The 12333-nt window shown below is 62.0% G+C and carries 9 protein-coding genes and 4 tRNA genes; 10 read left to right on the top strand and 3 right to left on the bottom strand.

What is annotated here, in order from left to right; genetic code table 11:
- Positions 1-33: 33 nt before the first annotated feature.
- From ACOCLD_RS15590 to ACOCLD_RS15575, 4 genes are all read left to right on the top strand, one after another.
- Positions 34-109, top strand: a tRNA-Ala gene (locus ACOCLD_RS15590).
- A gap of 66 nt (positions 110-175) precedes the next feature.
- A tRNA-Glu gene (locus ACOCLD_RS15585) sits at positions 176-251 on the top strand.
- A gap of 51 nt (positions 252-302) precedes the next feature.
- A tRNA-Ala gene (locus ACOCLD_RS15580) sits at positions 303-378 on the top strand.
- A 48-nt stretch (positions 379-426) separates the two neighbouring features.
- A tRNA-Glu gene (locus ACOCLD_RS15575) sits at positions 427-502 on the top strand.
- Between the two features lie 223 nt (positions 503-725).
- Here ACOCLD_RS15575 and ACOCLD_RS15570 read toward each other — a convergent pair.
- The gene (locus tag ACOCLD_RS15570) at positions 726-2588 is read right to left on the bottom strand and encodes a sensor domain-containing diguanylate cyclase (RefSeq protein ID WP_422909815.1); all 1863 of its coding nucleotides are present in this window, start codon (positions 2586-2588) and stop codon (positions 726-728) included.
- Positions 2589-2682: 94 nt separating this feature from the next.
- On the opposite strand from ACOCLD_RS15570, the gene ACOCLD_RS15565 reads away from it, so the two are divergent.
- The 5 genes from ACOCLD_RS15565 (at position 2683) to ACOCLD_RS15545 (ending at position 7490) form a co-directional block, all read left to right on the top strand.
- A complete protein-coding gene (locus tag ACOCLD_RS15565) occupies positions 2683-3363 on the top strand; it encodes a 6-phosphogluconolactonase (RefSeq protein WP_422909814.1) in 681 nt (226 codons plus the stop codon).
- An 89-nt stretch (positions 3364-3452) separates the two neighbouring features.
- Complete coding sequence (edd, locus tag ACOCLD_RS15560; RefSeq protein ID WP_422911826.1) at positions 3453-5261, top strand: phosphogluconate dehydratase; 1809 nt, start codon at positions 3453-3455, stop codon at positions 5259-5261.
- A gap of 36 nt (positions 5262-5297) precedes the next feature.
- Positions 5298-5948, top strand: a complete 651-nt coding sequence (locus ACOCLD_RS15555; RefSeq protein WP_269382738.1) for a bifunctional 4-hydroxy-2-oxoglutarate aldolase/2-dehydro-3-deoxy-phosphogluconate aldolase — start codon at positions 5298-5300, stop codon at positions 5946-5948.
- The gene (locus ACOCLD_RS15550; RefSeq protein ID WP_090252215.1) at positions 5945-6394 is read left to right on the top strand and encodes an acyl-CoA thioesterase; all 450 of its coding nucleotides are present in this window, start codon (positions 5945-5947) and stop codon (positions 6392-6394) included. The genes ACOCLD_RS15555 and ACOCLD_RS15550 overlap by 4 nt, the downstream gene beginning before the upstream one ends.
- Before the next feature lie 115 nt (positions 6395-6509).
- A complete protein-coding gene (locus tag ACOCLD_RS15545; RefSeq protein WP_422909813.1) occupies positions 6510-7490 on the top strand; it encodes a tRNA dihydrouridine synthase in 981 nt (326 codons plus the stop codon).
- 173 nt (positions 7491-7663) lie between these two features.
- Here the strand turns inward: ACOCLD_RS15545 and ACOCLD_RS15540 are convergent, their stop codons facing one another.
- Positions 7664-8410: an SDR family oxidoreductase gene (locus ACOCLD_RS15540; protein WP_422909812.1), complete on the bottom strand. Its 747-nt coding sequence runs from the start codon at positions 8408-8410 to the stop codon at positions 7664-7666.
- A 125-nt stretch (positions 8411-8535) separates the two neighbouring features.
- On the opposite strand from ACOCLD_RS15540, the gene ACOCLD_RS15535 reads away from it, so the two are divergent.
- A complete protein-coding gene (locus ACOCLD_RS15535) occupies positions 8536-8979 on the top strand; it encodes an Hsp20 family protein (RefSeq protein ID WP_257778627.1) in 444 nt (147 codons plus the stop codon).
- Positions 8980-9027: 48 nt separating this feature from the next.
- Here the strand turns inward: ACOCLD_RS15535 and ACOCLD_RS15530 are convergent, their stop codons facing one another.
- The gene (locus ACOCLD_RS15530; RefSeq protein WP_422909811.1) at positions 9028-12327 is read right to left on the bottom strand and encodes a sensor domain-containing protein; all 3300 of its coding nucleotides are present in this window, start codon (positions 12325-12327) and stop codon (positions 9028-9030) included.
- Positions 12328-12333 lie beyond the last annotated feature (6 nt).

Here is a 12333-nt window from a genome sequence, read left to right as displayed (position 1 = left end):
GCGCGCTCTTAACATGCGCCCCGTCCTTGAGATGGGGCTATAGCTCAGCTGGGAGAGCGCTTGCATGGCATGCAAGAGGTCGACGGTTCGATCCCGTCTAGCTCCACCAATCTCAAAGCCGAAAGGCTTGCCACAGTTAGCTCGCTGAGTTGACTGAGTTTTGAAGGGTATCTGCGTCCCCTTCGTCTAGTGGCCTAGGACACCGCCCTTTCACGGCGGTAACAGGGGTTCGAGTCCCCTAGGGGACGCCACTATTTCCAGCCACAGTGCTTCGGCATTGTGTGTCGAGAGACGTTAAATCCGGGGCTATAGCTCAGCTGGGAGAGCGCTTGCATGGCATGCAAGAGGTCGACGGTTCGATCCCGTCTAGCTCCACCAATTCCACGACAGGCCAGCTTAGTGCTGGCCTTGTTCTTCGAAGGTTTCGTCCCCTTCGTCTAGTGGCCTAGGACACCGCCCTTTCACGGCGGTAACAGGGGTTCGAGTCCCCTAGGGGACGCCATTTTTACCCGCTCTGCGGGATTTTGAAGGGTCATTCTTAACGAATGGCCCTTTTGTTTTTCCGCCTTCTGAAATTCCCGTAGTTGATCAGCGATAGCTTCTGTCGTTTGTCTCATTGCATTGGGTCGATAATATTGTTGGTGTAATGCAATGAGTTCGGCTTGCATGGCTTCGCGCCGTCTGCTGCTGGCGCAGACCGTGCTGGAGCTGATGGAGCCCTTGGCTCAGCGGCCGTCCGGGGCGGTGGCGTTGTAAGCCACTACCCGGTTACGGCCGGCGGCCTTGGCTTGGTACAACGCCTGATCGGCGTGGCGCAGCAATTGTTCGCGGTCGCTGCTGGCATCCGGGATCAGTGCATAGACGCCGATGCTCAGGCTTAGATCGATGCGCAAGTCCTGGTGCAGGCAGGGATGTTTTGCCAGGTCTGTGCGCAGCTGCTCGGCGAGATCCATGGCGCCGGCTTGATCGGTGTCGCAGAGTACGGCGGCAAATTCCTCGCCGCCGAAGCGTACCAGTAGGTCGTTACTGCGCATGCGCTGCTGCATGCGCTGGGCCGCGTGCTGCAGGCAGGCATCGCCGACCAGGTGGCCGTAGGCGTCGTTGACCTTCTTGAAGTGATCCAGATCCATCATCAGCATGGCAATCGGCTGCTGGCTGCGGCGTGCTTGCGCGAGCATGCGCTCCAATTCCTCGTTGAGTACCTGGCGGTTGAACAGGCCGGTCAGGTTATCGTGCCGGCTCAGTTCGGCCAGGCGCTGGTTGGCGCTGGACAGCTCCTCCAGGGCCTGCTGCAGGGAGGCGGTGCGTTCCTGCACGCGGGTTTCCAGCCCTTCGTTGATCTGCCGTTGTAGCTCAAGGCTCTTGGCTTGCTCCATGCGCAGTTGATGCTCGTTGGCAAACAAGCGGGCCTGAGCAATCTGCTGTTCGCTCTGCGCCAGACGAATGCGCGTGCCGAGGGCTATCGAGAAAATTACCAGTTCCAGCAGGCTGCCGATCTGTTGGGCGTGCAGGGTGAGCAGGGAGTTGGCGATCAGGCCGGTGCCGCTGAGTACGCTGAACAGGCTGGCGATGATCAATGTCGACCAGCCAAGGGCAAACAGCTTGGCCGGTGGATAGCCATCGCGCCAACGCAGAATGGTGAAGATGCAACCGAAGATCGCGCAGGCCAGTAGCAGCGCAAAGCTGCCGAGCAGGGCCACAAGGTAAGGCGCGAACAGGGCCAGCAGCATCACCAGCAGGCTGCAGCCGATCAGCAGGCGGCTGATCCAGGTGTAGGCGGGGTGCCTGCTTTTGAGGTCGAGTACGCCGTAGGTGAAGAGAATGCCGAACAGGGTTGCCAGGGCCGAGCTGAACGGGAAACTCAACTGATGCCAGGTCAATGAGTTCGGCCACAGCCACTGCAGGGCAAACCCCAGCTGGATGAACTGATACAGACTGAAACTGGCGACAAACAGGCTGTACCACAGGTAGTTGCGGTCGCGGGTGATGATAAAGATCGACAGGTTGTAGATCATCATCACCAGCAGCGCACCGAAGAACAGTCCCTGCAGCAGCAACATGCGCTGTTCGTGATGGTTGAAGGCTTTGGCGCTCATCAGGCTGGCGCTGAGGTTGGCCGAGCCGTCGGTCTGCATGCGCAGGATCAGCTCCCGCGCTTCGCCAGCCGCCAAATTGACGGGCAGCACCAATTGACGATGTTCGACCCAGCGCTGGTCGAAGGGATGCTGGTCACCCGCTTGATAAACCTGGCCGCTGTCCAGGCCGTAGGCTTCCAAGCTGTCGAGCAGTGGGTTGCCGATCAGCAGAATCCAGTTGATGGGCGCATCGGCCGGGTTGTGCAGGTTAAGGCGCAGCCAATACGCCTGTTTGCTGTAGCCGAAGCTGGCGTCGCGGCGGGCCACGGGCTGCCAGGCGGACTCAGGCAGTTGGCGCACGTGATGGATGTCGGCCTGTCCTTCAGGGTCTGCCCAGAAGTGCATGACCGGTCCCGGTAGAAGCGGTGCATCGCTGGTCTGCAGGGGCAAGCTGGCGGCTTGTCCGAGTACCGGCAGCAACAGCAGGAAAAACAGGCGCAGTATTGCAGTCAAAACAGGCATTCCATGGCAAGTATGTTGGCAGTCGCGACAAAGGTGCATTATTGCGCGGCCTGATGACATACCGATAGCGTAGCCGGGGTTGCTTATGAGCCAACATTTGCTGAACTGCCATGCCCAGCGTGACGACTGCCTGAAGGCGCTGGCCGTCGACCTGTTGGCGCAGGTTCAAACCACGCTGGCAGAGCAGGCGCGCGCTGGATTGATCCTGCCAGGCGGTAGCAGCCCGCAGGCATTGTTGCCGTTGCTGGCGCAGCAGCTGGACAGTCAGCGTATCGACTTCAGCCCCAGTGATGAGCGCTGGGTACCGGCGCAGGCTGCCGAGAGCAATTGGCAGTTGCTGCATCAGGGCTTGCCGCAGGCCAACTGTCTGGACCCGCGTCAGGGCGCGACCCTGGAACAATCAGCATCGAGCTGGGGCGAGCAGTTGGCGCAGTGGCCGCTGTTTAGCGCAGTGTTGCTGGGTATGGGGGAGGACGGTCATATCGCCTCGCTGTTTCCCGGCATGCCTGGCCTGGCGGATGCGCTCGATCCGCAGGCGCTGCCCGCCGCCTTGCCGGCCCTGGCGCCGCAGGAGCCCCGCCAGCGACTGTCACTGAACCTGGCCATGTTGCAGCGTGGCCAATGGCTGGGGCTGTTGGCTTTTGGGGCGCGCAAGCGAGAATTGATTGAGTCGGTGCTGAGCGACCAGCCAGCGGCGCGTGAGTTGCCGTTGTATGCCTGGCTGCAGCGCAGCCCATTACCCGTGAACATCTATTGGGCGCCCTGAGTATCTGGGTTGCTACGTGCATGGGTTAAAGCAGGCGTTAAGCCGTTACACTGCAAGCCAGTACCTCGCCGAGAAAGGACCCTGTCATGTTGCACCCGGTTGTTGAGCAGGTGACCGCCGCGCTGGAGCTGCGCTCGGCCAAACGCCGCGAGCGCTATCTGCAACGCTTGGCACAGGCGGCCGCGCGCACCGCGCATCAGGCGCTGGGCTGCTCCAACCTGGCCCATGCCCTGGCGGCGCAGCCTGAGGATGCGCGGCTGATCATCAAGCAGGGCGGCTCACCACATGTGGCGCTTATCTCCAGCTATAACGATCTGCTCTCGGCCCACGCGCCGCTGAGGGATTACCCCGAACGCCTGAAAGTGGCTCTGGCCAAGGTCGGCGCGACCTCGCAGTTTGCCGCCGGGGTGCCGGCCATGTGTGATGGCATTACCCAGGGTGAGGCTGGCATGCAACTGTCGCTGTTCTCCCGCGACCTGATTGCCCAGGCCGCTGCCATCGGGTTGACCCACGGCATTTTTGACGGCGCGCTGTATCTCGGCGTGTGCGACAAGATCGTCCCCGGCCTGCTGATTGGCGCGCTGCATTTTGGTCATCTGCCGGCGGTATTCGTGCCGGCCGGTCCCATGCAGTCGGGGCTGCCGAACAAGGAAAAAGCCGCCGTCCGCCAGCGCTACGCCCGTGGCGAAGCCAGTCGTGATGAGCTGCTGGCTGCCGAGTTGGCCGCCTATCACCAGGCCGGTACCTGCACCTTCTACGGCACGGCCAACACCAATCAGCTGCTGATGGAGGCGATGGGCCTGCACGTGCCAGGTAGCGCCTTTATCCATCCCTACACGCCGCTGCGCAATGCGCTGACCGATGAAGCTGCGCGCCTGGTGGCGCATAACAGCCGTCAGGGCGAGCGCTATCTGCCGGTCGGTCAGCAGATCGATGCGCGGGCCTTGATTAATGCCGTGGTGGCGCTGCTCGCCAGCGGCGGTTCGACCAACCACACCCTGCACCTGCCGGCCATTGCCCGGGCGGCTGGGTATGAATTGAGCTGGGATGATTTCGCCGAACTGTCCAAGGTCGTACCGCTGCTGGCGCGGGTTTATCCCAATGGTGCGGCGGATGTGAATCAGTTTCAGGCTGCCGGTGGGCCGGCCTGGTTACTGCGTGAACTGCTCGGCGCCGGCTTGCTGCATGACGATGTCGCCACGGCTGCCGGGCATGGTTTGCGTGCCTATACCCGCGAACCCTGGCTGGATGGCGAGCGTTTGGTCTGGCGCGAGCTGCCGGCGCAGAGCCCTGCGCCCGATATTGTCCGGCCCGCCAGTGAGCCGTTTGCCGAAGAAGGTGGTCTGGTGCTGCTAGCGGGCAACCTGGGTCGCGCGATTGTGAAAACCTCGGCGGTAGAACCGGCGTTCTGGTACATCCGCGCCCAGGCGCGCATCTTCGATTCGGAAGCGGCCGTGCAGGCTGCCTACAGCGCCGGTGAGCTGCAAGGTGACCTGGTGCTGGTGGTGCGCTTCCAAGGCCCACAAGCCAATGGCATGCCCGAGCTGCATAAACTGATGCCCTTGCTGGCCAATTTGCAGCAGGCCGGGCAACGGGTGGCACTGATCACGGATGGGCGCATGTCTGGTGCTTCCGGTCAGGTTCTCAGTGCCCTGCATGTGACCCCGGAAGCTGCAGCGGGTGGCCCGCTGGCACGTTTGCAGGATGGCGACTGGCTGCTGCTGGATGCGCAAAACGGGTTGTTGCAGGTGGAACTGAGTGAGCAGCAACTGGCCGCACGGCCATTGGCATCTGCCAGTGCTGAGCTGGAATTGGGTTATGGTCTGGAAATGTTCGCCGCCCAGCGCCGCCTGGTTGGTTCGGCTGAGCAGGGCGCCAGCAGCCTGTTTGAGGACTGAACGCGATGATTGAATCTTGAGAGCGGGGAGCAAGGCATGAGCCTGACGATGGATGTGGTGCTGCAACAGGCCCGCCCGGTGTTGCCGGTGTTGGTGATCGACGATATCAGCCTGGCGCTGGACCTGGCTCGCGCGCTGCACGCCGGCGGCATTCGCGTGCTGGAAGTGACCCTGCGCACGCCCGGCGCGCTGGATGCCCTGGCGGCGATGCGCAAGGAGTTGCCGGACCTGCTGGTAGGCGCTGGCACCCTGATTCATGCCGAACAGTTCAGTGAAGCCCGCGACGCCGGTGCTCAGTTCGCCGTCAGTCCGGGTTGCACCGAGCGCCTGGCGGCGGCGGCGGAAGACTCTGGCCTGCCGTATTTGCCGGGGGTGATGACACCCTCGGAAGTGCTGCTGGCGCTGGAGTATGGCTATCGCTCACTGAAACTGTTTCCGGCCAACGGTGCGACCAGCATCAAGATGCTCAAGAGCTTCAAGGGGCCGTTCACCGGCATTCGTTTCTGCCCAACCGGTGGGGTGACCCCGGATAACCTGCTGAGCTTTCTGCGCCTGCCCAACGTGGCCTGCGTGGGCGGCACCTGGATCGCGCCAAGCAACCTGGTGCGCGCCCGCGCCTGGGATCAGATCACCCAGCTGGCAGCCGAGGCCCGCGCCCTGGCCGGTAGCCTGGAGCAGCCGGCATGAGTTGGGAGCTGAGCAATCCCTTTGTCATCGATATTCAGGTGACGGCCGAAGACATCGACGGCCTTGGCCACGCCAACAACGCGGTCTACGTCAGCTGGCTGGAGCGTTGCGCCTGGCGCCACTCGCAGTTTCTTGGGCTGGATCTGGCCGAGTACCGCCGCCTCGACCGCGCGATGGCGGTGCTGCGCCATGAGATCGACTACCTGGCCAGCGCCTACGAAGATCAGCAACTGCAGATGGCCACCTGGATCGTCGAGTCCGACCAGCGCCTGAAGATGGACCGGCGCTTCCAGCTGATTCGCCCGGAAGATGGCATGACCCTGCTGCGGGCGAAAACCACCTTTGTCTGTATCGAGCTGTCCAGCGGTAAGCCCAAGCGTATGCCGCCAGAGTTTGTTGAGGGTTATGGCGCTGCTTTGCAGCCGCCTTTTCCCATGGAGCTGTGACGCGCCGTTGGGCTAATGCCTGAGCGTTTCACCCTCACGCCGCGTACACTACGCGGCGTTTTTCTACCTGCGACTTTTAGCCGAAGTTCAGTACCGCATTTTCAAGAGACTGCCTATGCAAATCGCCCTGGCCCCGATGGAGGGGTTGGTCGACGAAATCCTTCGCGATGTGCTCACTCAGGTGGGCGGCATCGATTGGTGCGTGACGGAATTTATCCGGGTCACCGAGCGGGTATTGCCCGTCAGCACTTACCAGAAGCTCGCTCCGGAACTGTTCAGCGACGCGCAAACGGCTGCCGGTACGCCGCTGCGTGTGCAGTTCCTGGGCTCCGATCCGGCCTGCCTGGCGGATAACGCCGCCTTTGCCTGCACCCTCGGCGCACCGGTGATTGACCTCAACTTCGGCTGCCCGGCCAAGACGGTGAACAAGTCCCGTGGCGGTGCGGTATTGCTCAAAGAGCCCGAGTTGCTGCATGCCATCGTCCGCGAGGTGCGTCGCGCATTGCCGGCAGCGATTCCGGTGACGGCGAAAATGCGCCTGGGTTTTGATCACAAGGATTACGCCCTGGAATGCGCCGAGGCACTGGCCGAGGGCGGTGCGGCGCAGATCGTGGTGCACGCGCGAACCAAGGTGGAAGGCTACAAGCCGCCGGCGCATTGGGAGTGGGTGGCGCGGGTGCAGGATGTAGTGAAAGTGCCGGTGTTTGCCAATGGCGAGATCTGGACCCTGGATGACTGGCGGCGCTGTCGCGAGGTCAGCGGGGTGGAGGACATCATGCTCGGTCGTGGCCTGGTGGCGCGCCCGGACCTGGCCCGGCAGATTGCGGCGGCCAGGGCCGGGCAGGAGGTGGTGGCCATGAGTTGGGCTGAGCTGCAGCCGCTGCTGGCGGATTTCTGGCTGCAGGCGCGGCGCAAGATGTCGCCACGCTACGCGCCGGGTCGGCTCAAACAGTGGCTGGCGATGCTGACGCGCAGCTACCCGGAAGCGACCGAGCTATTCAACCTGCTGCGCCGAGAAAGTGACTGCCAGCGTATCGATGCTCTGCTCGGTATCGAGTTTGCCGAGGCTGAGTGTGTCGAGCAGGCGAGCGCCTAGCGGCGGCATGGCAATTCCCACCAAGCGACTCTCTGGTCGCGGCTAAAGCCCCTCCCACTTCCCCTCCCATTATCTAGGGGTAAGAGACATCTACTGGGATGACCACGAAATTGTCTCGTGGGAGGCGCTTTAGCGGCGAGCTTTTCGGGCACCTGGGCTATGCGATTGCCCGGCTAGCGCCCACCGCTCACATCCAGCAGCGCGCCACTGGTGTATGACGCCTGCTCGCTGGCCAGCCAGAGGATCGCTTCGGCCACTTCGCTGGCCAGGCCGCCGCGCCCCATGGGTACACTCTGGCTGACCCGCGCGACCCGATCTGGCTCACCACCGCTGGCGTGAATCTCGGTTTCGATCACCCCAGGACGTACTGCATTGACGCGAATGCCGTCGGCCGCCACTTCCTTAGCCAAACCCAGGGTCATGCTGTCGATGGCACCCTTGGCCGCCGCATAGTCGATGTATTCACCCGGTGCGCCGAGTTTGGCGGCCACCGAGGACAGGTTGACGATGGCACCGCCGCTACCGCCCTGGCGTGTCGACATGCGTGTGATCGCCTCGCGACAGCAGAGAAAGCTGCCAAACACATTGGCGGCAAATACCCGCTGCCAACGTGCCAGCTCCATCTGCTGCAGGCGCATCTGTGGCTCCAGTATGCCGGCGTTATTGACCAGTACATCAAGGCGGCCAAAGTGCTGGTCGAGGCGGGCGAACAACTGCAGCACCTGGCCTTCGTCGGCGACATCGGCCTGCACGGCGATGGCCTGGCCGCCGGCTTGGGTGATCTCTTCAAGCAGCGCCTGCGCCGCTGCCTGTTGTCGGTGGTAGTTCAGGCACAGCGCATAGCCCTGAGACGCCGCCAGCTTGGCGGTGGCTGCGCCAATGCCGCGGCTGGCGCCGGTGATCAGCATGACCTTGCTCATCGAATTGCTCCCTGTAAGAAAATTTTGCAGAGGCTTGAAATCCAGTTGAGTAACCACATTTTCAGTCATGCAGGATGCCGAAGTCGGGTCCTGTATCACTCGCTGAATTTCAGGAGATTTAAATTATGAGCACTGCATTTTCCATGACCCCACTGTTCCGTCAGTCCGTTGGCTTTGACCGTTTCAATGACCTGTTCGAATCGGCCATGCGCAATGAGTCGGGTAGCAGCTACCCACCTTACAACGTCGAGAAATATGCCGACGACCAATACCGCATCGTAGTCGCGGCGGCGGGTTTTCAGGAAGACGACCTTGAATTGCAGGTCGAGCGCGGCGTACTGACCGTCACTGGCGGAAAACGTGATACCAGCGCCGAGAACGTCACTTACCTGTACCAGGGCATCGCCCAGCGTGCCTTCAAGCTGTCGTTCCGCTTGGCCGACCATATCGAAGTCAAGTCCGCCAGCCTGGTCAACGGCTTGTTGAACATCGACCTGGTACGCATCGTGCCGGAAGAGGCCAAGGCCAAGCGCATCCCGATTGGTGCGGGCCGCGTGCTGCAGAGCTAAGTACGCTGCGTGTGATCCACAAGGGCACCTGCGGGTGCCCTTGTTGTTTTACAGAGGCGCCGGTATGCGGTTGTCGTGCAGCAATTGGCGGAACTGCTGCAGTGGTACCGGCCGGCTGAACAGGTAGCCCTGGTAGTGGTGGCACCCCTGTTGCTGCAGAAACTCCAACTGGTCGATCTGTTCGACCCCTTCGGCAATCATGTCCAGCCCCAGGCTGCGCGCCATGGCGACGATGGCGCGGATGATTTCCGCATCGTTGGCGTCCTGGGTAGCGTCGCGCACGAATGACTGATCAATCTTCAGCACATCCACCGGCAAGCGCTTGAGGTAGGTCAGCGAGCTGTAGCCGGTGCCGAAGTCGTCCATGGCAAAGCTCACGCCCAGGCGTTTGAGGCGGTTCATCTTGGCGACCGTGTCGTCGATGTTCTGGATCACGATGCCTTCGGTGATTTCCAGTTTGAGCATATTGGCGGGTAGCTGGCTGCTGGTCAGGCTGCTTTCCACCCGCTCGACAAAATCATGCTGACGGAACTGCCGCGGGCTGATGTTTACGCACAGGCTGAATTGCGACGCATCGACCAGGCCCTGACGCAGCAGTTGGGCGCAGGCATGGCAGGCTTCAGCCAGCACCCAGCCGCCGACTTCGAGGATCAGCCCACTTTCTTCGAGTATATGAATAAACAGCGCCGGTGACTGTGCGCCCAGAGTCGGGTGCATCCAGCGCAGCAGCGCCTCGGCGCCGATGATCTGATTGTTGCGCGCATCCACCTGCGGCTGAAAATGCAGCTCGAATTCGCCACGGGCCTGGGCCAGGCGCAGATCGTTTTCCAGGCGCAGACGCTCACTGGCGGCTTTTTGCATGGTGTTGCGAAACAGCTGGATGCAGTTGCGCCCCGAGTCCTTGGCCCGGTACAGGGCGATATCGGCGCGCTTGAGCAGGTCGGATGGAGTGTCGCCATGATCGGGAATCAGGGCGATGCCGATGCTCGGGGTGACCTGTAGTTGGTGTCCGTCGAGCAGCATGGGTTCGGCGAGCAGGTGGCGCAGTTTCTCCGCCACCATGCGCACCTGGCTGACCACCGTAGAGCGCTTGCCCTCCAGGCCGGAAATCAACACGACAAACTCGTCGCCGCCCAGACGCGCCACGGTGTCCTCCTGGCGCACGCTGGACTCCAGGCGCGCGGTCACCAGTTTGAGCACTGCATCGCCGACCGGGTGGCCGAGGGAATCATTGATGTGCTTGAAGTGGTCTAGATCGATAAAGAGCAGGGCGCCGCGCAGCTCGTGGCGTTTGAGCAAGGCAATCTGCTGGGTCAGGCGGTCGAGAAGTAAGGCTCGGTTGGGCAGGTTGGTCAGTGAGTCGTGGTAGGCCAGGTGCTGCACCTGGGCTTGAGCGCTTTTCAGCTCGCTGATGTCGCGGGCAGTCAGCAGCAGGCAGGCAGTATTGTTCAGCTCGATCGACTCGACCGACACTTCGACCAGCTTGATCTGGCCGTCGCGGTGTTTGCCGTGCATTTCCATGTGGTAGACATGGCCGTCGCGTTTGAGCTTTTCCACCATCAGGTCGCGCTCGGCCAAGTCAGCCCAGACATTGAGCTCCATGGCGCTGCGGCCGATGACTTCTTCGGGTTTGTAGCCCGTCAGGCGGCTGAATCCTTCGTTGACCTCGATATAGCGGCCGCTGTCGCGTTCGGTAATGGTGATGGCGTCGGGGCTTGAGTGGAATGCCAGGGCGAATTTCTCCTGGCTGGCCTGTAGCTGTGCCTGGGCCTTTTGCCGCTCGCTGATATCACGGAAGGTGGTGAGGATGCAGCTCTGGTTGTTGAGCATGATCGGCCGTGAGGACACCACGCAGGTGATGACGTTGCCCTGCTTGTCGAGGAAGTCCGCGACCTCGTTGTCCAGGCTCTGGTCGCGCTGCAGTTTGTGGTACAGCGCAGTGCGTTGGCTGAGGTCGGCCCACAGGTTGAGATCAGTCATTTTGCGGCCGACTACTTCGTCCGTTTGCCAGCCGAAGGTCTGGCTGAAGCTGGAGTTGATTTCCAGGGCAAAGCCGTCGGGCAGGGTGGTCAGGGCGACAGGGTCGGGGCTGGCCTGGAACAGGCTGGCGAATTTGGCCTCTGACGCGGCCAGGCTTTGCTCGCGGCGCACCCGCTCGCTGATATCGATGAGGATGCCGGCCATGCGCTCAGGCTGGCCCTGGGCATCGCGGTAGAGCTTGGCGGTACTTTCCAGGTAGTGCACTTCCTGGTTGGCGTAGATCGCCCGGTAGGTCACCTGGTAGTCCTCGGTGATGCCCTCTGCCAGATTCTGGTAGTGCTTGCGCATGGCATGCCGGTCGGCCAGCGGTACACAGCTGAAGAACTTGCGGAAATCGTCGTGGAAGGGCTCTTCTTTCAGGCCGTGCAGCTTGGAGGCGCGGGCCGAGCCGAACAGCATATTGCTTGGGATGTGCCAGTCCCAGGTGCCGAGGGCGGCTGAATCGAGGGCCAGACCCAGGCGTTCCTGACTGTCCTGCAGGGCATGTTCCTGTTGGCGCTGTTGGGTAATGTCACGCAGCGAAAGAACCAGGCAGGGAATGCCGTCCAGGATAATTTCGCCGCCAAACAGCAGGTTCCGGCGGATACTGCCGTCGCGGTGGTAGAGCGGTACTTCCAGGCCGTTGAGGGTGTTGCTTTTGACCGCATCCATCATTCGTTGGCGATCTTTGAGGCAGGCCCAGATGCCCATTTCCAGCGAGGTACGCCCCAGGGTCTGCTCGCTGGTCCAACCGAATTGACGCTCGAAGCCTGCGTTGATTTCGATAAAGCGGCCGCTGGATTTCTCGGTGATGACCACGGCATCGGGGCTGTAGTTAAAGGCCTGGGCGAATTTTTCCTCGCTGCTGCGCAGTGCCTGTTCGCGAGCTTGCTGGCTGGTTATGTCACGGATGACCCCGATGACCCGGTGCTTGCCGTCGGCGTCCTGCTGCAGGCTGCCGCTGATTTCCAGCCAGTGCAGGCTGCCATCTGGCCAGCGTATACGGTGGCGGAAGGCGCGGGTGCTGGGGGTGCCGGCGAGTAGTTGTTCGAACAGGCGGATGATCTCCGGGCGGTCTTCTTCCGGGATCAGCTCGATATAGTCGATGCGCTTTTGCAGCGGTTGCTTGGGGTCAAGGCCGAAAAGTGCCTGGGCGCCCCGTGACCAACTCACGCGGCCGCTTTCGATGTCCCAGTACCAGGTGCCGAGTTTGGCGCCATTGAGCGCACGCAGCAGGCGTGGGGCATCGTTCCAGGTGCTTTCGAATTCGGCAGGATCCAGTGCCGGAATAAACGGCAGTGGCGGACGGCGATCACTGGATTTGGCCACGACCCA

Source organism: Pseudomonas cimarronensis (genome assembly GCF_049331905.1).
Taxonomy (GTDB): domain Bacteria; phylum Pseudomonadota; class Gammaproteobacteria; order Pseudomonadales; family Pseudomonadaceae; genus Aquipseudomonas.
This window is presented reverse-complemented; position numbering and strand designations above follow the sequence as displayed.

Coding starts and splice junctions, on each gene's coding strand:
- ACOCLD_RS15565 (WP_422909814.1), top strand. CDS start 2,683: ATGAGCCAACATTTGCTGAACTGCCATGCCCAGCGTGACGACTGCCTG.
- ACOCLD_RS15555 (WP_269382738.1), top strand. CDS start 5,298: ATGAGCCTGACGATGGATGTGGTGCTGCAACAGGCCCGCCCGGTGTTG.
- ACOCLD_RS15550 (WP_090252215.1), top strand. CDS start 5,945: ATGAGTTGGGAGCTGAGCAATCCCTTTGTCATCGATATTCAGGTGACG.
- ACOCLD_RS15545 (WP_422909813.1), top strand. CDS start 6,510: ATGCAAATCGCCCTGGCCCCGATGGAGGGGTTGGTCGACGAAATCCTT.
- ACOCLD_RS15540 (WP_422909812.1), bottom strand. CDS start 8,410: ATGAGCAAGGTCATGCTGATCACCGGCGCCAGCCGCGGCATTGGCGCA.
- ACOCLD_RS15535 (WP_257778627.1), top strand. CDS start 8,536: ATGAGCACTGCATTTTCCATGACCCCACTGTTCCGTCAGTCCGTTGGC.